The 19544-nt window shown below is 68.3% G+C and carries 16 protein-coding genes and 3 rRNA genes; 11 read left to right on the plus strand and 8 right to left on the minus strand.

The window, feature by feature from the left end; translation table 11 throughout:
- Positions 1 to 318 precede the first annotated feature (318 nt).
- Entirely contained in the window at positions 319 to 924 is a 606-nt protein-coding gene (locus tag HUT12_RS11335) for a DNA-3-methyladenine glycosylase (RefSeq protein ID WP_176093322.1), read from the plus strand.
- A 20-nt stretch (positions 925 to 944) separates the two neighbouring features.
- Here the strand turns inward: HUT12_RS11335 and HUT12_RS11340 are convergent, their stop codons facing one another.
- Together HUT12_RS11340 and HUT12_RS11345 are read right to left on the minus strand one after the other, a co-directional pair.
- Positions 945 to 1634 (minus strand): LysE family translocator, encoded by a 690-nt coding sequence (locus HUT12_RS11340; RefSeq protein WP_176093323.1) that lies wholly within the window; start codon positions 1632 to 1634, stop codon positions 945 to 947.
- A gap of 2 nt (positions 1635 to 1636) precedes the next feature.
- Positions 1637 to 2383, minus strand: coding sequence for a metallophosphoesterase (locus HUT12_RS11345; protein WP_131056205.1), 747 nt, complete (start codon positions 2381 to 2383; stop codon positions 1637 to 1639).
- Between the two features lie 91 nt (positions 2384 to 2474).
- On the opposite strand from HUT12_RS11345, the gene HUT12_RS11350 reads away from it, so the two are divergent.
- From HUT12_RS11350 to HUT12_RS11360, 3 genes are all read left to right on the plus strand, one after another.
- Positions 2475 to 3083, plus strand: coding sequence for an ABATE domain-containing protein (locus tag HUT12_RS11350; protein WP_131056207.1), 609 nt, complete (start codon positions 2475 to 2477; stop codon positions 3081 to 3083).
- Between the two features lie 170 nt (positions 3084 to 3253).
- On the plus strand, positions 3254 to 4384 hold the full coding sequence (locus tag HUT12_RS11355) for an LLM class flavin-dependent oxidoreductase (RefSeq protein WP_176093324.1): 1131 nt from the start codon (positions 3254 to 3256) through the stop codon (positions 4382 to 4384).
- A complete protein-coding gene (locus tag HUT12_RS11360; protein WP_131057739.1) occupies positions 4381 to 5004 on the plus strand; it encodes an FMN reductase in 624 nt (207 codons plus the stop codon). Before HUT12_RS11355 ends, HUT12_RS11360 begins: the two co-directional genes overlap by 4 nt.
- A gap of 50 nt (positions 5005 to 5054) precedes the next feature.
- Here the strand turns inward: HUT12_RS11360 and HUT12_RS11365 are convergent, their stop codons facing one another.
- Together HUT12_RS11365 and HUT12_RS11370 are read right to left on the minus strand one after the other, a co-directional pair.
- Positions 5055 to 5900 carry a universal stress protein gene (locus HUT12_RS11365; RefSeq protein WP_131057738.1) on the minus strand — a complete coding sequence of 282 codons (846 nt, stop codon included), beginning with the start codon at positions 5898 to 5900 and terminating at the stop codon, positions 5055 to 5057.
- Between the two features lie 79 nt (positions 5901 to 5979).
- The gene (locus HUT12_RS11370) at positions 5980 to 6735 is read right to left on the minus strand and encodes a hypothetical protein (protein ID WP_254876778.1); all 756 of its coding nucleotides are present in this window, start codon (positions 6733 to 6735) and stop codon (positions 5980 to 5982) included.
- 155 nt (positions 6736 to 6890) lie between these two features.
- Between HUT12_RS11370 and HUT12_RS11375 the strand changes: the two genes are divergently transcribed.
- The 3 genes from HUT12_RS11375 (at position 6891) to HUT12_RS11385 (ending at position 9665) form a co-directional block, all read left to right on the plus strand.
- Complete coding sequence (locus tag HUT12_RS11375) at positions 6891 to 7370, plus strand: GNAT family N-acetyltransferase (RefSeq protein ID WP_131054947.1); 480 nt, start codon at positions 6891 to 6893, stop codon at positions 7368 to 7370.
- Positions 7371 to 7436: 66 nt separating this feature from the next.
- Complete coding sequence (locus HUT12_RS11380) at positions 7437 to 8072, plus strand: hypothetical protein (RefSeq protein ID WP_176093325.1); 636 nt, start codon at positions 7437 to 7439, stop codon at positions 8070 to 8072.
- Between the two features lie 147 nt (positions 8073 to 8219).
- A complete protein-coding gene (locus tag HUT12_RS11385) occupies positions 8220 to 9665 on the plus strand; it encodes a hemolysin family protein (RefSeq protein WP_176093326.1) in 1446 nt (481 codons plus the stop codon).
- A gap of 32 nt (positions 9666 to 9697) precedes the next feature.
- On the opposite strand, the gene HUT12_RS11390 is transcribed toward HUT12_RS11385, so the two are convergent.
- The 4 genes from HUT12_RS11390 to HUT12_RS11405 form a co-directional block, all read right to left on the minus strand.
- On the minus strand, positions 9698 to 10009 hold the full coding sequence (locus HUT12_RS11390) for a PRC-barrel domain-containing protein (RefSeq protein ID WP_131054950.1): 312 nt from the start codon (positions 10007 to 10009) through the stop codon (positions 9698 to 9700).
- Positions 9996 to 10376: a hypothetical protein gene (locus tag HUT12_RS11395; RefSeq protein ID WP_176093327.1), complete on the minus strand. Its 381-nt coding sequence runs from the start codon at positions 10374 to 10376 to the stop codon at positions 9996 to 9998. The genes HUT12_RS11390 and HUT12_RS11395 overlap by 14 nt, the downstream gene beginning before the upstream one ends.
- Positions 10373 to 11599: an NRAMP family divalent metal transporter gene (locus tag HUT12_RS11400; protein ID WP_176093328.1), complete on the minus strand. Its 1227-nt coding sequence runs from the start codon at positions 11597 to 11599 to the stop codon at positions 10373 to 10375. The genes HUT12_RS11395 and HUT12_RS11400 overlap by 4 nt, the downstream gene beginning before the upstream one ends.
- A gap of 150 nt (positions 11600 to 11749) precedes the next feature.
- Positions 11750 to 12142, minus strand: a complete 393-nt coding sequence (locus HUT12_RS11405; protein ID WP_131054953.1) for a PaaI family thioesterase — start codon at positions 12140 to 12142, stop codon at positions 11750 to 11752.
- Between the two features lie 99 nt (positions 12143 to 12241).
- Here HUT12_RS11405 and tyrS point away from each other — a divergent pair, with 99 nt between their 5' ends.
- From tyrS to rrf, 4 genes are all read left to right on the plus strand, one after another.
- On the plus strand, positions 12242 to 13528 hold the full coding sequence (tyrS, locus tag HUT12_RS11410; protein WP_176095741.1) for a tyrosine--tRNA ligase: 1287 nt from the start codon (positions 12242 to 12244) through the stop codon (positions 13526 to 13528).
- 619 nt (positions 13529 to 14147) lie between these two features.
- Positions 14148 to 15663, plus strand: a 16S ribosomal RNA gene (locus HUT12_RS11415).
- Positions 15664 to 16123: 460 nt separating this feature from the next.
- Positions 16124 to 19237: ribosomal RNA gene (locus HUT12_RS11420) — 23S ribosomal RNA — on the plus strand.
- 96 nt (positions 19238 to 19333) lie between these two features.
- Positions 19334 to 19450: ribosomal RNA gene (gene rrf / locus HUT12_RS11425) — 5S ribosomal RNA — on the plus strand.
- Together the 16S, 23S and 5S rRNA genes form the textbook arrangement of a ribosomal RNA operon.
- Positions 19451 to 19544 lie beyond the last annotated feature (94 nt).

Raw genomic sequence — 19544 nt, forward strand, 5'->3', positions numbered from 1 at the left:
TGTCCATCGAGGCGCCTGTCGAGCGGACCGCAGCAGCGGATCGGGCATAGCCGTCCGCACCTGGGGGCGGGCGATAGCGCCGACGGTTCAGCTCGAAAGGCGACCAGGAGGAGCACCGCAGGCCCGATTCGTCGAGGGTGCGCTCCCGCCGAGGGGTGGGATCGACATGCCGACCGTCTCAGCCGAGCGCGATGTCGTCCCGGACATGTTCGGCCGCGACCTGGACTCCCAGGTCATACCCGGGACGGACCATGCTGGGCTCTCCGAGACGTCGGCGCGTGGTTGCCGATCGAACCCCGGTCGCGGTTACCTGGACGGGTGGACCACTCCTGGCTGACCGCGCCCGCCGCCGAGATCGCCGAGACCGCGCGCAGGCTGCTGGGCTGGGAGGTCTCGGCCGGCGGCGTTCGGATCAGGCTGACCGAGGTCGAGGCGTACGCCGGGACGGGCGAGGACCCGGCCTCACACGCCCACCGGGGGCCGACACCGCGTACGAAGGTCATGTTCGGTCCGGCGGGCCACGCCTACACGTACTTCGTCTTCGGGATGCACTGGTGCCTCAACGTGGTCTGCGGGCGCGAGGGGGAGGCGGCGGCGGTCCTGCTGCGGGCCGGTGCGGTGGTCGACGGGGTGGATCTCGCCCGCAAGCGTCGCGGCGAGGTGCCCGACCGGGACCTGGCGCGCGGCCCGGCCCGGTTGGTGGTGGCGCTGGGGCTCGACGCGACGGCTAACGGCACCAACCTCGTCGACGGCAGCGGGCCGTTGCTGCTGACTCCGCCGACGCGTCCGGTCGCGCCGTCCGAGGTCTCCGCCGGCCCCCGCGTCGGCGTGGCCGCCGCCCACGACGTCCCCTGGCGCTTCTGGATCACCGGTGACCCGACGGTCAGCACCTACCGTCGCCACGTGCCCCGGCGACGGCACTGACTCGGGTCTGCCAGGCCGCTCTATCCGACCGCGGTGCGGACACCGAGACCGACCAGGAGCGCGCCGGTCAGCCGGTCCAGTGCCCGGCGGACCCGGAGGGTGCGCAGCAGCCGGGCCGCCGCACCCGAGACCACGGTCCAGCCGGCGAGCCAGCAGGTGTGCAGCACCGCGTGCGCCGAGGCCAGCACCAGCATCGGCACCAGCACGGAGCGGTGGGAGCCGAGGAACTGCGGGGCCAGGGTCAGGTAGACGGCGGCGGCCTTGGGGTTGAGCACGGTGCCGAGCAGCCCCTGCGCGTACGGATGGTGCCCGCGCCACGGCAGGCGCCGGGGCCGGCGGACGGTGGCCGGGCCGTCGGACAGAGCAGAGCCGTCGGACAGCGCAGGGCCGTCGGGCGGGGCAGAACCGGTCGGGTGTCGGCGACGGATCGTCGACCACAGCAGCCACAGCCCGAACCCGACCAGATAGGCGGCGCCGAGCAGCTTCACCGTCCAGAACGCCTGCGACGAGCGCAGCACCAGAGCGGCGAGGCCGATGGCCGCGAGCGTGCCGTGCACGTAGATCCCGGTGACCGTACCCAGGATCACCCACCAGCCCTGCCGGGGCCCACCGGCGGCGACCCGCGAGACGACCAGGGTCAGGCTGGTGCCCGGGGTCAGGGTGATCGGCGCGACGGCGACGAGGAAGCCGAGCACGGCGACCCTGTCCAACCTCAGACCACCACGCGGTAGTGGGTGGTGAACAGTCCCGCGTCGTCGTACACGTGGAACGCCACCCCGGGTGGCTGGCGCAGGTCGACCAGCGGTCCGTCACCCTCCCAGGGCAGTCGGAGCGTGGAGACGACGCCGGGCGCGATCCGCAGGGGTCGGCCGGCGAAGGTGCTCGCGGCGGCGGTGTGGAAGTGGCCGGTGAGCACGGCGACGACCTGTGGGTGGGCGGCCAGCAGGTCGGCCAGCGGCGCGGTGGGGGAGAGCCGCATCGAGTCGACGACGGGGTGGTGCAGGGCGACCGGCGGGTGGTGGAAGGAGACGAAGACCGGAGTCCCGGCCGGCACCGAGCCGAGTTGTCCGGCGAGCCACTCCATGGTCTCCTCGTCGAGGTGACCGTCGTTCTCGCCCGGGATCGACGAGTCCGCGAGCAGGAAGACCGCGCCGGCGACGTCGTGCCGGGTGTTGATCGGGCCGTCGCCGCCGCCCGCGTCGCCGAGCAGACCCTTGCGGTACGCGTCGCGCACGTCGTGGTTGCCGGGGCAGACCATCACCGGCAGTGGCGACGCGAAGAGTTCCGCGGCGAGCCGGTACTCGGCCTCCTCGCCGTGGTCGGCGATGTCCCCGCTGATCAGGATCGCGTCGACCGGTCGGGGCAGGGCGTGCAGGTGGTCCATCACCCGGGCGGTCCGCTCGGCCGAGCGGGGATGACTGTCGAGGTGCGTGTCGCTGAGGTGGGCGATGACGAGCACAGCAATCCCCTAATGGTTGTAGCGTCCGCAAGCATTAGGGAAACTACACTCGATCGCACGGGGCGCGTCAAGCAGGACCTGAGGAGGCCCGATGTCACAGCAGCTCGTGCTCGCCCTGGCGAGCACCATCCGGCACGACGGCAACGGGGGCGTGGCCGACGACCTCGCGGACGTGGCCGGGCTGGCGGCCTGGCTCCGGGAGCAGGCCGAACCGCTGCGGGAGTACGCCGCCGAGCCCTTCGCCGGTACGCCGGACGAGCACCTGCGGCGCGACGTGGTAGCCGTACGCCGTGCCGTCCGGGCACTCTTCGCGCACGCGGTCCGTCCGGGGCCGCCCAGCCGGGCCGACTCCTCGACGTTGATGCCCGTGCCGGACGCCGTCGAGCGACTCAACGAGGATGCCGGCCGGCTGCCCGTGCGGCCGGTGCTGAGCTGGCCGGACGGGTCGACGCCGACGATCGCCTGGCGGGGTGCCGCGACCGACGCCCGGCGGTGGCTCGTCGCGGTGCTGGCCCGGGCGGCGATCGAGTTCCTCACCGGCCCGGCCCGCACCCACCTGCTCGCCTGCCCGGCGCCGCGCTGCGTGCGCTACTTCGTGAAGGACCATCCGCGCCAGGCGTGGTGCAAGCCGTCCTGCGGCAACCGTGCCCGGGTGTCCCGGCACTACCAGCGCCACGCGGCGAGCCCGACGGTTCCGTAGTGTTTCGGCGGCGTCCTCGGCTTCCCGGCGGCGTCCTCGGCCGGGCGGATGAGCGCGGCGTGACGGGGGACACTGGTGGGGGCCGGGGTTACGGAATAGTTGACGAGTCAAATATGTTGTCCGCGACGCCGGGTACGAACCGCCCGGGTCGGACGACACGAGGAGCTGTCATGCAGTTCGGAGTCTTCACCGTCGGCGACGTCACGGTCGACCCGACCACCGGTCGTGAGCCGACCGAGGCGGAGCGGATCAAGGCGATGGTGGCCATCGCGCTCAAGGCCGAGGAGGTCGGTCTCGACGTCTTCGCCACCGGCGAGCACCACAACCCGCCGTTCGTGCCCTCGTCGCCCACCACCATGCTCGGCTACATCGCCGCCCGCACGGAGCGGCTGCTGCTGTCCACCGCGACCACGCTGATCACCACCAACGACCCGGTGAAGATCGCCGAGGACTACGCGATGCTCCAGCACCTGGCCGACGGCCGGGTCGACCTGATGATGGGGCGCGGCAACACCGGCCCGGTCTACCCATGGTTCGGGCAGGACATCCGCAACGGCATCCCGCTCGCCATCGAGAACTACGACCTGCTGCGCCGGCTCTGGCGGGAGGACGTGGTCGACTGGTCGGGCAAGTTCCGTACCCCGTTGCAGTCGTTCACCTCGACGCCGCGACCGCTCGACGGCGTGCCGCCCTTCGTCTGGCACGGCTCGATCCGCAGCCCCGAGATCGCCGAGCAGGCCGCGTACTACGGCGACGGGTACTTCGCCAACCACATCTTCTGGCCGGCCGAGCACACCCGCCGGATGGTGGGCCTCTACCGGCAGCGTTTCGCGCACTACGGCCACGGCTCCGCCGACCAGGCCATCGTCGGCCTCGGCGGGCAGGTGTTCCTGCGCCGCAACTCCCAGGACGCGGTCCGCGAGTTCCGGCCGTACTTCGACAACGCGCCGGTCTACGGGCACGGCCCCTCGCTGGAGGAGTTCACCTCGCAGACGCCGCTGACCGTGGGCAGCCCGCAGCAGGTGATCGACCGGACCCTCGGGTTCCGGGAGTACGTGGGCGACTACCAGCGTCAGCTCTTCCTGGTCGACCACGCCGGCCTGCCACTGAAGACGGTGCTGGAGCAGCTCGACCTGCTCGGCGAGGAGGTCGTGCCGGTGCTGCGCAAGGAGTTCGAGTCGCTGCGGCCCGCCCACGTACCTGCGGCACCGACGCACGCCTCGCTGCGCGCCGCCGCCGAGCGGGCCGCCTCGGGCGGCGACGCGCTGGCCGGCGCCGCGTCGGCGGAGGGGGAGCGGTGACCGTACGCGCGATCGCCGTCGTCTCGGCCGGCCTCAGCCAGCCGTCGTCGACCCGGTTGCTCGCCGACCAGCTCGCCACGGCCACCCGTGACGAGCTGGTCGGGCGCGGCGAGCAGGTCGAGCTGCACCACGTCGAGTTGCGCGAGTACGCCCACGACATCGTCAACCACCTGCTCACCGGGTTCGCCCCGGACGCCCTGCGGCAGGTGCTCGACCAGGTCACCGGCGCGGACGGGCTGATCGCCGTGACGCCGATCTTCAACGCCTCGTACAGCGGCCTGTTCAAGTCGTTCTTCGACCTGCTCGACGCCGACGCGCTGGGCGGACGGCCGGTGCTGATCGGGGCCACCGGTGGCACCGCCCGGCACTCCCTCGCGCTGGAGCACGCGCTCCGCCCGATGTTCGCCTACCTGCGGTCGGTGGTGACGCCGACGGCGGTGTTCGCCGCCTCCGAGGACTGGTCCGGCGGTACGGCCGAGGGCGCGCTGCGGTCCCGGATCACCCGTGCCGCCGGTGAACTCGCCGAGCAGGTGCACCGTGCCGCTCCGTCGAGCGGGCCGGCCGACCCGTTCGCGCTCGGCACCGACTTCGAGCGGCTGCTGCGCGGCGGCAATTCCTGACCGTACGACGCGGACGCCCTCGCCGTGACCACGGCGAGGGCGTCGGTGACTCAGACCTCCGGTCCGTGCGGGTGGGCGACCAGCACCGGGCAGCGGGCGTGCTGCACCAGCGCCTGGCTGACCGAGCCGAGCAGCAGGCCGGCGAAGCCGCCCCGACCACGGGAGCCCGCCACCACCAGGGCCGCGTCGGACGTCGCCTCGATCAGCGCCTGGTCCGGCTTCGCCGCGGTGATCAACCGCTCCGCCACGGTCAGCCCCGGGTGGCTGCCCCGGGCCGAGGCCGCCGCCGTGGCCAGCAGTGCCGCCGCCTCCCCGCCGTCGTCCGTGTGTCGCTCGTCGGCGACGTGCGCCAGCACCAGCGTGCCGCCGCGCCGGACCGCCTCCTCGGCGCCGTACCCGAGGGCCAGTTCGGCCGACTCGGAGCCGTCCACCCCGACCAGCACCGGCCCCTCCGTCGGCAGGGGACGGTCCGGCGGCCGGACCACCAGCACCGGACAGTGGCCGTGCGCGGCGACCTGGGTGCCGACCGAACCGAGCAGCAGCCCCGCGAAGCCGCCGAGACCCCGGCTGCCCACCACGACCAGTTCCGCCCGCCGGGACTCCTCGACAAGCGTCGCGCCTGGGCCTCCGGCCACCTGGCGTACCTCGACGGTGAGCCCCGGCCACCGGTCGGCCAGCTCGGCGGAGGTCTGTTCGAGCATCTTCCGGCCGTCCTCGGTCGGTGCCGGCACCCCCACCTCGTACGGGTTGATCGGCACCCCGTAGCCGAGCGGGTGCAGGTAACCGTGCACCAGGTGCAGCGGGCGGGACCGCCAGACCGCGGCCTGTGCCGCGTGTTCCGCGGCGACCAGGCTCGGCGGTGATCCGTCCACCCCCACCACGACAGGTCGATTCATCGGCCCTCCAGATTCGCCTCTGCCCAATTGTCGGGGCCGTCCCCGGCCGGGACCGGCCCCGACACACCATGCCCGCTCGCTACCAGCCTGACCCACCCGGCGCGGCCACGGTCCGTGGACCACGGTTCCGGTCCGGGTGGCCGGGTCGGCCGGCGGACTCCGCGAGATCACCGACCGCGACCAGCCCCAGCGGACGCAACCCGACCGGGTGGGCGGTGTCGACCGGTGCCGTCCCCACCAGGGCCGCCGCCAGCGCCAGCACCCGCAGCCCGGTGTCGGCCATCCGCTGCGCGGCGGCGGTCAGGGTGGTCACGTCCCCGTCGACGGCGTCGAGCAGCGGCATGCGCAGCACCCCCTCCGGCGTACCCGTGCAGACCACCAGGTACCGGCGGTCGCAGCAGCGGTGCACCATGGTCGTCCGGCGCAACCGGCGGTCGAAGGGGCGGGCGGCGATCCGTGGCCAGGCCGTCCGGGTGGAGACCGGGTCCAGCCCGCAACGGGCCGCGAAGGTCACCAGCGCCGCCTCCACCGGATCGCCGACGGCGTACCAGTCCGGTCGGTCGGCGTCCGGCGGGGCCACCGAGGCGTCGGCGCAGAGCAGCCCGGCCCGCGCCAGCCGGCGCAGCTCGTCCGGCACGGCCACCGGTGTGCCGTCGCGGTGCACGCCGCCGAACGGGGCGTACCCGGTGCCGGTCACGTCGAAGCGGTCGCCGTCCGGGGTGACCACGTGCCGTACCGCCCACCGCCTCTCGGTGCGGGCGCCGCGCGCCCCCTCCACGACCACGCCGGTGCGCGCCGTCGTCGTCCCGCCGGTGACCTGGACCTGTCCGGCCAACGTCCGCTCCGCCCTGTGCCGGGGCCGTCCCGCTGACGGCTCTCCCGGTGCCAGCCTGGTCCGGTCCGACGCCGGGCGGCAGGGGCGATCCGCCCGCGTGGCCCGGGACCAACGGCCCTGCCCGACCGAAGGAGTCACTGCGTATCGTCTGAGGAATGACCGACGACCTGCGGCTGCGGCCCGTCGGCGAGGACGACCTGCCGGAGTTCTACGCCCACCAGCTCGACCTCGAGGCCAACCGGATGGCCGCCTTCGGTCCGGCGGACCCCGCAGACCCGCGGGTGTTCGCCGCGCGCTGGGTCCGGATCCTGACCGACCCGGACATCGTGTCCCGCACCGCGACCGTCGGGGACACCGTGGTCGGTTACGTGCTGGCCTTTCCCGTCGGGGACCGCACCGAGGTCAGCTACTGGATCGATCCGGCCCGGTGGGGCCGGGGCCACGCCACGCGGGCACTCGGCGCGCTGCTGGAGGAGGTGACCCGACGGCCGCTGCACGCGCGCGCGGCGGTCGACAACGCCGGCTCGCTGACCGTGCTGCGTCGCTGCGGGTTCGTCGTGCGCGGCACCGACCGGGGGTACGCCCCGGCCCGCGACCAGGAGGTCGACGAGTACGTCCTGGAACTGCCCGCCTGAGCGTCCGCCCCGCCTGACCGTCCGCCCCGCCGGGGCGTTGACCTGGGCGGCGACTACCCTCGCGGGGTGAACTGGCTGGATCTCGTCGGCTGGGCCGGCTCCGCGTTGCTGGTCTGGTCGCTGCTGCAGACGCGCATCCTGCGGCTGCGCGCCCTCAACCTGGTCGGCTGTTTCGTGCTGATCGGCTACAACGCCGCCGTGCAGGTGTGGCCCATGGTGGGGCTGAACGTCGTGCTGGCCGTGATCAACGTGTGGTACCTGCGCGGGCTGCTCACCACCCGGCACGACGAGCAGACCTACCAGGTGGTCGAGGTCGGTGCCGACGACGCCTTCCTGGCCCACACGCTGCGGGTACACGCCGCCGACATCGCCCGGTTCAACCCCGGTTTCCACCCGGGGCGGGTGGCCGGCCGCACGGCCTTCCTGGTGGTACGCGCCGACGAGATGGTCGGCGTGGTGCTGGCCCGGGACGTCGGCGACGGCGTCGCCCAGATCGACCTCGACTACGTCACCCCGCCGTTTCGCGACTTCACCCCGGGGGAGTTCGTCTACCGGCGCAGCAGCCTCTTCACCGAGCGTGGTTTCCGCCGTGTGGTCAGCCCACCGGGCATGGTCGGCGCGTACTACCACCGGCTCGGCTTCCGCCGGGAGGGCGACTCGTTCGTGCTGGACCTGCCGGCACCGACGGTGCCGTCGAGCTGACCTTCCGCGTCGGTGCCGCGCCCGGTCGGAAGCCTCCTTCCGATACCAGGATTCGGCGTCGGGACGACGGGGAATTGGCACCGCTACGCCGCGGGGCCTCCGCCGGCGACGCCACCCGGCGTGGTCCAGTGAGGGAGAGAACCGGGCGTGCAGAGCTACTGGAGCCAGCTGGCCCTGGTCGGAGTCCTGATCGTGATCAACGCGATCTTCGCCGGTAGTGAGCTGGCACTGGTGTCGCTGCGGGACAGCCAGGTCCAGCGGCTGGAGCGCACCGGCCGGGCCGGACAGGTGCTGGCCCGGCTCGCCCGGGACCCGAACCGCTTCCTGGCCACCATCCAGATCGGCATCACCCTGGCCGGCTTCCTCGCCTCGGCCGCCGCCGCCGTGTCGCTGGCCCGGCCGCTGGTGCCACTGCTGGACGACGTCTTCGGCCGGGCCGCCGAGATGGTCGCGATCGTCCTGGTCACGCTGGTGCTGACCTTCGTCACCCTGGTCTTCGGCGAACTGGCCCCGAAGCGGATCGCGATGCAGGTGCCGGAGCGCTGGGCGCTGCTGGTCGCCCGCCCCCTCGATCTGCTCGCCGCCCTCACCCGGCCGGTGGTGTGGGTGCTCGGTGCCACCAGCGACCTGGTGGTGAAGCTGTTCGGGCTCGACCCGAAGCCGGAACCGGACGAGATCAGCCCCGACGAGCTGCGGGACATCGTCTCCGGCCACCACGGCTTCACCAAGGAACAGCAGACCATCATCGCCGGGGCAGTGGAGATCGCCGACCGCCGGCTGCGCGCCGTGCTGGTGCCCCGGCTGCGGGTCTTCTGTCTGGACAGCGGCACCACCGCCGAGGACGCCCGGCTGGTGCTCGCCGCGTCCGGGCACTCCCGGGCGCCGGTGGTCCGGCACGGCGGGCTGGACGAGGCGGTCGGCGTCATCCACCTGCGCGACCTGGTCGGCGTCCGCGACGACCGGCCCGTCGACGAGTACGTCCGCCCGCCCATGCTGCTGCCCGACTCGGTGCCGGTGGTCGACGCGCTGCGCCAGTTCAAGGCCGAACGGCAGCACATGGCGCTGGTCGTGGACGAGCGGGGCGCCGTGGACGGCATCGTCACGCTGGAGGACATCCTGGAGGAGATCGTCGGCGAGATCTACGACGAGACCGACCGGGACGTGCGCTCGGTGCGCACCGAGCCGGACGGTGCGCTGCTGCTGCCCGGCACCTTCCCGGTGCACGACCTGCCGGACATCTCCGTGGAGCTGCCCAGCCGCCCGGAGGGCGACTACACCACCATCGCCGGCCTGGTCCTGGCGGCGCTGGGCCGCATCCCCGGGCAGGGCGAGCACGTGACCGTCGACGGCTGGCTGCTGGAGGTCACCGAGGTCGACACCCGGGCCATCCACGGGATGCGGCTGTGCCGCCCCGGCGACCCGGACACCCCGGCCGCCTCCGCCGAGCAGTCCTCGACCGACCCGGCGGAGCACGCGCCGGCCGACGCGCAGGCCTCATCGGTGGCGGAGCCCGCGCAGGCGTCATCGGTGGTGGAGCCCGCGCGGGCCGCGACGCCGGAAGAGCGGACCGTGCTGGACGGCACCAGGCCCTGAGGCTCGCCTGCTCTCATGGCACCCGCCTTCGGTCAGCCCGGCGGCACCCCGTCGCCGGGCGGTTCCGGTAGCGGGGGATCCAGCCGGACCCGGTGCAGCGGCACCTGCACGGTGCTGCGGCCGAGTCGCCGGGCCACCGCGCGGAGCGCCCACGGGGCGGACGGATGCCGCTCCGGCCCGATCAGACGCCCGCTCACCCGGCCGTACCAGTGCCGGGTCACCACCAGGTCGGTCAACCGCAGCGGCCCGGCCGGACCACCCCGCACCACCAGGTCGACCACCCGACCCAGCCGCCGGCCGTGCTCGTCGTACACGGTCCGGCCGAGCAGCTCACCCGCTCGCACGCCCGGACCCCGGGATGCGGCCGATCAACCTGCGACGCAGCCATTCCTCCACCGGTGAGGGCGTCAGCTCCTCGGCCGGTACCCGCAGCCGCACCGCGCTGTCGACCCGGTCGACCAGGTCGTACGGGATGCGCAGCGGCGCTACCGGGCGGTCCGTGACGAAGCGTTCGGCGGTGAGCACCAGCATCCGTCCGAGCCGTCCGCCGACCCGTGCGCCGAGCGCGCCGGGCCCGCTGAGCAGCGTGCACAGGTACGGCACGCCGTTCGCGTCGAACGCGAACTCCACGTCGTCCACCTTGCCGACCAGCCGACCCGCCACGTCGACGAGTTGGCGGTCCAGCAGTTGCCGGCTCACCCCGATCCTCACTGTCCCATCCTCGTGCCCACGGCCAGCGGAACGGCGGCGATCGCCGCCGCGACGATGACCAGCAGGATCACCGCGCCGAGCAGGTTGAGTGCCCGCCCGTTGACCCGGTCGCCGAGGTACGTGCGGTCGTTGGCGACCACCAGGATCGGCAGGTACGTCAGCGGCAACGCCACCGCGCTGATGATCAGCATGTACTCGGTGAGCGTCACCGGGTCGATGGTGGTGAGCAGCAGCAGGACCCCGAGCAGCACACTGACCAGCAGCACGGTGTGGAACCGCGCCGCCTCGCGCGGGCTGACCCGCTTGCCCCACTGCCACCCGAAGTACTGCGCGGCGGCGTACGCGGCGGAGAGCCCGGTCTCCAACGCGGCGCCGAAGGTGACGGCGAAGAACGCCAACGCCGCCACCGCCAGTCCGACCGTGCCGAAGGCCAGCACGACCGGGTGGGCGACCTCGTCCAGGCTGCTCACCGTCAACCCGGCCGGCCGCAGCACCACGGCGGCGGTGGCGATCAGCGACAACGCGAGGAACCCGCCGATCGGGAACCCGACCAGCACGCTGAACCGGGCGTCGGCCAGGTCGGCCGCACTCCAGCGTTCCTCCACCCCGCCGGAGGAGAAGAAGAACACCTCGTACGGGCTGACCGTGGAGGCGAACAACGCCACCGCCACGAACCAGTACGCGCCCCAGCCCTGCCCGGAGTCGCTCGGCGAGATCGCGCTGCGGCCGAGCTCCGCCCAATCGGTGGGCAGCCAGAACAGCGCCACCGCGAAGACCACCAGGGTCAACCCGGCGAGTCCGAACACCCGCTCCATCAGCGGGAAGCGCATCCGCCACAGCACCAGCCAGACGGCCGTCCCGGCGATCGGCACCCACACCAGGTACGGCACCCCGGTGGCCAGCCGCAGCGCCAGCGCCACCCCGCCCAGTTCGGCGGCCAGCGTGATCACCGTGACCAGGTACGACGCCGCCAGGTTGACCAGGGCCACCCGCGCGCCGAGCCGTTCCCGGACGAGGTCGAAGACCGCCCGGCCGGTCACCGCCGCGATCCGTCCGGCCATCTCGGCGTACGCGCAGATGGCGACCACCCCGAGCAGCAGCACCCAGGTGTGCGCCATGCCGAATCGCGCGCCGGCCTGCCCGGCGGCGACCAGGTCGCCGATGTCCACGAAACCGCCGACCGCGGACAGGATGCCGAGCGTGGCGGCGAGCAGCTTCCTCACGTCGGCGGCGGGGCGGGCGCGGTCATCGACGCGACCATATCGCCGTTAACGCGTCAATTTTCCACAAAACCGGCATCCGCTGCCGGGCTCAGCCGTGGTCAGGTGCGCGCACCACCGAGCCGCGCCCCGGCGTCGGACGTCCGGTCGGGGTCAGGCGTTCGGGTAGAGGTTCTGCAGGCGTACCTGGCCGCGGGCCACCAGCCGGCCATCCGCGTCGGTGATCTCCACCTGCCAGAGCTGCTGGCTGCGTCCCCGGTGCACCGGGGTGCCCACCGCGGTCAACTCGCCGTCGCGCACCGCCCGCAGGAAGTCCGTCTGGTTGGACACGCCGACGACCTGCCCCCGGTCACCCAGCCACACACCGCCGCCCACGCTGGCCGCCGTCTCCACCACCGCGCAGTAGACCCCGCCGTGCTGGAGCCCGTACGGCTGGTGCAACTCCGGGCGTACCCGCCAGCGAATCGTCACCCGGTCACCGCTGATCTCGGTGAACTCCAGCCCGAGCAGTCCGGCGAAGCCGCTCGACACGTCCGGGAACTCCACGGCAGCCTCCTCGATCTTGGCGTCGTCAGCGTAACCGGAGCGTCGGCACGGGCTGACCCGGTAGGGCCGAACCCGGCCGATGGGGGAGAATCGGTGACCGTGACCGAGAGCAGCCTCCCGCCGCCCCGGCGGGACTCCCTGACCGATGACCTGCGGTGGCGCGGCCTGATCCAGGACTCCACCGACCCCGACGAGCTGCGTGGGCTGCTCGACGGCAGCGGGGCCGCGTTCTATGTCGGCTTCGACCCGACCGCGCCGAGCCTGCACGCCGGCCACCTCATGCAGGTCACCACCGCCCGCCGTCTCCAGCTCGCCGGGCACCGACCGCTCCTGCTGGTCGGCGGCGCGACCGGGCAGATCGGTGACCCGAAGGAGAGCGCGGAGCGGACGCTCAACGCCCCCGAGGTGGTGGCCGGATGGGTGAGCCGCATCCGCGACCAGCTCGCCCCGTTCGTCTCGTACTCCGGGGACAACGCCGCCGAACTGGTCAACAACCTGGACTGGACCGGCGAGATGTCGGTGGTCGAGTTCCTCCGCGACGTCGGCAAGCACTTCCCGGTCAACAAGATGCTGGCTCGCGAGGTGGTGCGGGCCCGGCTGGAGAGCGGGATCAGCTTCACCGAGTTCAGCTACCAACTCCTGCAGGCCAACGACTTCTTCGAGCTGCACCGCCGGCACGGCTGCCAGCTCCAGTTCGGCGGCTCGGACCAGTGGGGCAACATCACCGCGGGCGTGGACTACGTACGCCGTCGCGGGCTCGGCCCGGTCCAGGCCTTCACCACTCCACTGGTCACCAGGTCGGACGGCACGAAGTTCGGCAAGACCGAGGGCGGCGCGGTCTGGCTCGACCCGGAGATGACCAGCCCGTACGCCTTCTACCAGTTCTGGATCAACGTCGACGACCGGGACATCGGCCGTTACCTGCGCTACTTCAGCTTCCGCTCCCGGGAGGAGCTGGAGGCGTTGGAGAAGGAGAGTGCGGAGCGCCCGGCGGGTCGGGCGGCACAACGGGCCCTGGCCGAGGAGTTGACCACCCTGGTCCACGGCGAACGCGAGATGGCGCAGGTGGTCGCCGCCAGCCAGGCGTTGTTCGGGCGGGGCTCGCTGGCCGACCTGACGCCGGTGACGCTGCGCGCCGCGCTCGCCGAGGCCGGCCTGGTACGCCTCGACCACCTACCGGACGTGGCCACCCTGCTCAAGGAGTCCGGCCTGGTGCCGAGCATGAAGGAGGCCCGTCGGGTGATCACCGAGGGTGGTGCCTACCTCAACAACGAGCGGGTGACCGCGGTCGACGCCGTACCCACGGCGCAGGACCTGTTGCACGGGCGGTACCTGGTGCTGCGACGGGGCAAGCGCTCGTTCGCCGGCGTCGAAGTGGCGAGCTGAGCGCGGTGTGACGCGGGACGCGCCCGGCGGATTTGACGATCAATCCGTCGGGCGCGTAACTTTCTCTCTGTCAGCGCGGAACGGACGAAACGGTCGAAAGACCTAAGGCCGGGGTGCTGGTCAACCCCTCGAGTGCGGTGTATACACTCATCGAAACCGAGGCCGGGTGGTGCACCCCGATTCGCCGCGAGGCGGATTTGGCGAGGCGGAACCGACCGGGTAGGGTTGACGACCGGCAGGGAACCGGGCGAGCTAGCGGGAAATCGCAAGCGGCCGGCCTGCCAAAGCCACGAGACGAGCGGCGACAGCCGAACGGATCTGTGGTGCCCGACAAAAGGGTGGAAGCGCGACAAACCAGCGGAAGCGGGTTTGACACGGTTGAAACCAGCGGGTAACGTAGTAAAAGTGCCCGCCGCGAGGTGGGTGCGGGTGATGCCCCGGAGGGGTGCCTGCTGGTGTGGGTGTTCTGATGGTGTGTGGTTGTTCTTTGAGAACTCAACAGGGTGCTTGATAAGCCAGTGCCAAATTGTTTTATGATGCCCCGTGCCAACTTTCGGGTTGGTGGGGATTCCTTTGGCAACAACATTTTGTTGCTGGGGTTTGCTTTTCCAATAGGTTTTTGTTGGAGAGTTTGATCCTGGCTCAGGACGAACGCTGGCGGCGTGCTTAACACATGCAAGTCGAGCGGAAAGGCCCTTCGGGGTACTCGAGCGGCGAACGGGTGAGTAACACGTGAGCAACCTGCCCTAGGCTTTGGGATAACCCTCGGAAACGGGGGCTAATACCGAATATTCACTCATGGGCGCATGTTTGTGGGTGGAAAGTTTTTCGGCTTGGGATGGGCTCGCGGCCTATCAGCTTGTTGGTGGGGTAATGGCCTACCAAGGCGACGACGGGTAGCCGGCCTGAGAGGGCGACCGGCCACACTGGGACTGAGACACGGCCCAGACTCCTACGGGAGGCAGCAGTGGGGAATATTGCACAATGGGCGGAAGCCTGATGCAGCGACGCCGCGTGAGGGATGACGGCCTTCGGGTTGTAAACCTCTTTCAGCAGGGACGAAGCGCAAGTGACGGTACCTGCAGAAGAAGCGCCGGCCAACTACGTGCCAGCAGCCGCGGTAAGACGTAGGGCGCGAGCGTTGTCCGGATTTATTGGGCGTAAAGAGCTCGTAGGCGGCTTGTCGCGTCGACTGTGAAAACCCGTGGCTCAACTGCGGGCCTGCAGTCGATACGGGCAGGCTAGAGTTCGGTAGGGGAGACTGGAATTCCTGGTGTAGCGGTGAAATGCGCAGATATCAGGAGGAACACCGGTGGCGAAGGCGGGTCTCTGGGCCGATACTGACGCTGAGGAGCGAAAGCGTGGGGAGCGAACAGGATTAGATACCCTGGTAGTCCACGCTGTAAACGTTGGGCGCTAGGTGTGGGGGGCCTCTCCGGTTCTCTGTGCCGCAGCTAACGCATTAAGCGCCCCGCCTGGGGAGTACGGCCGCAAGGCTAAAACTCAAAGGAATTGACGGGGGCCCGCACAAGCGGCGGAGCATGCGGATTAATTCGATGCAACGCGAAGAACCTTACCTGGGTTTGACATCGCCGGAAATCCTGCAGAGATGTGGGGTCCTTCGGGGCCGGTGACAGGTGGTGCATGGCTGTCGTCAGCTCGTGTCGTGAGATGTTGGGTTAAGTCCCGCAACGAGCGCAACCCTCGTTCGATGTTGCCAGCGCGTTATGGCGGGGACTCATCGAAGACTGCCGGGGTCAACTCGGAGGAAGGTGGGGATGACGTCAAGTCATCATGCCCCTTATGTCCAGGGCTTCACGCATGCTACAATGGCCGGTACAATGGGCTGCGATACCGTGAGGTGGAGCGAATCCCAAAAAGCCGGTCTCAGTTCGGATCGGGGTCTGCAACTCGACCCCGTGAAGTCGGAGTCGCTAGTAATCGCAGATCAGCAACGCTGCGGTGAATACGTTCCCGGGCCTTGTACACACCGCCCGTCACGTCACGAAAGTCGGCAACACCCGAAGCCGGTGGCCCAACCCTTGTGGAGGGAGCCGTCGAAGGTGGGGCTGGCGATTGGGACGAAGTCGTAACAAGGTAGCCGTACCGGAAGGTGCGGCTGGATCACCTCCTTTCTAAGGAGCACCATCCGGCGAAAGCTGGTATGGAGCCCGCGACCTGCGAATGTCGGGTCGGGGTGCTCAATTGGCGGAGACACTGGCGAGTTTTCTTTCGGCAACGGCCGGCAGGTTCGAGTACGGCCATCTCTTTGCGGGGGTGGTGTGGAAAGAGTTCTGCTGGTGCGGCTGTGGGGGAATGATTAGCACCCTGTTGAGTCCTGAAGGAACAACCCTTTGGTGTTGTTTGCTTCAGAACCGATGGTCGGGACGTGATGTTCCGGATTGGTTTCCAGGCATGACCTGGTGTGGCATACCGCCGGCGGTGGTCGGGTTTGGTGTCGCGCTGTGGGTTGTGGGTTGGTTGTTTGTTGAGAATTGCACAGTGGACGCGAGCATCTTTGTGGTCAAGTTGTCAGCTGTGGGTTGTGGGTTGGTTGTTTGTTGAGAATTGCACAGTGGACGCGAGCATCTTTGTGGTCAAGTTGTCAAGGGCGAACGGTGAATGCCTTGGCACCAGGAGCCGATGAAGGACGTGGGAGGCCGCGATAGGCCTGGGGGAGCTGTCAACCGAGCTGTGATCCCAGGGTGTCCGAATGGGGTAACCCGGCATCAGTCATGTGATGTCACCTGCACCTGAACTCATAGGGTGTGTGGAGGGAACGCGGGGAAGTGAAACATCTCAGTACCCGTAGGAAGAGAAAACAAATAGTGATTCCGTGAGTAGTGGCGAGCGAAAGCGGATTTAGGCTAAACCGGTTGCGTGTGATACCTGTCAGGGGTTGCGTGGTCGGGGTTGTGGGACTCTGTGTGGTGAGCTGACACTCATCGAAGAAGTTACAAAACCAGTTGTTAGTCGAATGGTCTGGAATGGCCGACCGTAGACGGTGAAAGTCCGGTAGGTGAAAGCAGCTGGTCTTCTATGGATGTTCCCGAGTAGCGGCGGACTCCTGAAATCTGCCGTGAATCTGCCAGGACCACCTGGTAAGCCTGAATACTTCCTGGTGACCGATAGCGGACGAGTACCGTGAGGGAATGGTGAAAAGTACCCCGGGAGGGGAGTGAAATAGTACCTGAAACCGTTCGCCTACAATCCGTCGGAGCCTTGAGGGGTGACGGCGTGCCTTTTGAAGAATGAGCCTGCGAGTTAGTGGCATGTGGCGAGGTTAACCCGTGTGGGGGAGCCGTAGCGAAAGCGAGTCTGAAGAGGGCGTTTGAGTCGCATGTTCTAGACCCGAAGCGGAGTGATCTAGCCATGGGCAGGCTGAAGCGCGGGTAAGACCGTGTGGAGGGCCGAACCCACCAACGTTGAAAAGTTGGGGGATGACCTGTGGTTAGGGGTGAAAGGCCAATCAAACTCCGTGATAGCTGGTTCTCCCCGAAATGCATTTAGGTGCAGCGTCGCGTGTTTCTTGCCGGAGGTAGAGCACTGGATGGTCTAGGGGGCCCACAAGCTTACCGAAATCAGCCAAACTCCGAATGCCGGTAAGTGAGAGCGCGGCAGTGAGACTGCGGGGGATAAGCTTCGTAGTCGAGAGGGAAACAGCCCAGATCACCAGCTAAGGCCCCTAAGCGTGTGCTAAGTGGAAAAGGATGTGGGGTCGCACAGACAACCAGGAGGTTGGCTTAGAAGCAGCCACCCTTTAAAGAGTGCGTAATAGCTCACTGGTCAAGTGGTTCCGCGCCGACAATGTAGCGGGGCTCAAGTACACCGCCGAAGCTGTGGCATTCACACGTGTGCTTCGCAGGATTCTTTCGGGTTTCTTGTGCAGGTGTGTGGATGGGTAGGGGAGCGTCGTGCCGGGGGTGAAGCAGCCGAGTGATCGAGTTGTGGACGCGGCACGAGTGAGAATGCAGGCATGAGTAGCGAAAGAAGGGTGAGAAACCCTTCCGCCGGATGACCAAGGGTTCCAGGGCCAGGTTAATCCGCCCTGGGTGAGTCGGGACCTAAGGCGAGGCCGAGAGGCGTAGTCGATGGACAACGGGTTGATATTCCCGTACCCGCGAAAGAGCGTCCCTGATGAACCTCGTTGTGCTAACCACCCAAACTGTTTGAGACCTTCGGGTTGATGATGGGGAGCGTGGGAACCTGGCGGGTAGTAGTCAAGCGATGGGGTGACGCAGGAAGGTAGCTGAGCCCGGCCGGTGGTTGTGCCGGGGTAAGCGTGTAGGCCGTGCCATAGGCAAATCCGTGGCGCATGTAGGCTGAGACGTGATGCCGAGCCGATTCAGGTGAAGTCAGTGATCCTATGCTGCCGAGAAAAGCCTCTAGCGAGTTCTTAGCGGCCCGTACCCCAAACCGACACAGGTGGTCAGGTAGAGAATACCGAGGCGATCGGGCGAACTGTGGTTAAGGAACTCGGCAAATTGCCCCCGTAACTTAGGGAGAAGGGGGGCCGGAGACGTGAAGCCCCGCGCGGGTGGAGCGTTGTATGGCCGCAGAGAGCAGGGGGAAGCGACTGTTTACTAAAAACACAGGTCCATGCGAAGAAGTAATTCGATGTATATGGACTGACGCCTGCCCGGTGCTGGAACGTTAAGGGGACCTGTTAGCTCTTCGGGGCGAAGCGGAGAACTTAAGCGCCAGTAAACGGCGGTGGTAACTATAACCATCCTAAGGTAGCGAAATTCCTTGTCGGGTAAGTTCCGACCTGCACGAATGGCGTAACGACTTCCCCACTGTCTCAACCACAGGCCCGGCGAAATTGCAGTACGAGTAAAGATGCTCGTTACGCGCGGCAGGACGGAAAGACCCCGGGACCTTTACTATAGCTTGACATTGGTATCTGAGTTAGCTTGTGTAGGATAGGTGGGAGCCGGTGAACCTCATACGCCAGTATGGGGGGAGGCAATCTTGAAATACCACTCTGGTTGATTCGGGTATCTAACTTCGGACCGTTATCCGGTTCAGGGACAGTGTCTGGTGGGTAGTTTAACTGGGGCGGTTGCCTCCTAAAAGGTAACGGAGGCGCCCAAAGGTTCCCTCAGCCTGGTTGGCAATCAGGTGTTGAGTGCAAGTACACAAGGGAGCTTGACTGTGAGACTGACGGGTCGAGCAGGGACGAAAGTCGGGACTAGTGATCCGGCACTTGCGTGTGGAAGCGGTGTCGCTCAACGGATAAAAGGTACCCCGGGGATAACAGGCTGATCTTCCCCAAGAGTCCATATCGACGGGATGGTTTGGCACCTCGATGTCGGCTCGTCGCATCCTGGGGCTGTAGCAGGTCCCAAGGGTTGGGCTGTTCGCCCATTAAAGCGGTACGCGAGCTGGGTTTAGAACGTCGTGAGACAGTTCGGTCCCTATCCGCCGTGCGCGTAGGATACTTGAGAAGGGCTGTCCCTAGTACGAGAGGACCGGGACGGACGAACCTCTGGTGTGCCAGTTGTCCCGCCAGGGGCACGGCTGGTTAGCTACGTTCGGAAGGGATAACCGCTGAAAGCATCTAAGCGGGAAGCTCGCTTCAAGATGAGGTATCCCACCCACCTTTGGTGGGGTAAGGCCCCCAGCTAGACGACTGGGTTGATAGGCCGGAAATGTAAGCCCGGTAACGGGTTCAGTTGACCGGTACTAATAGGCCGAGGACTTGACTATCAAAGTTGCTACGCGTCCACTGTGTAACTCACAACAAACAAACACACCCCGACACGTTGGTGTTGGTGCGGATTGTGTTTGACATGTTGATAAGGTTACGGCGGTCATGGCGGAGGGGAAACGCCCGGTTACATTCCGAACCCGGAAGCTAAGCCCTCCAGCGCCGATGGTACTGCACCCGGGAGGGTGTGGGAGAGTAGGACACCGCCGGACACACGTTACAGTCGAGGGCCGCCCGAAATCGGGACGGCCCTCGACTGCGTTGCGTCGTGGAACGACGTATTCAGGAAGGATGTACCAGTGAGTT

It is taken from the genome of Verrucosispora sp. NA02020 (assembly GCF_013364215.1).
Taxonomy (GTDB): Bacteria; Actinomycetota; Actinomycetes; order Mycobacteriales; family Micromonosporaceae; genus Micromonospora.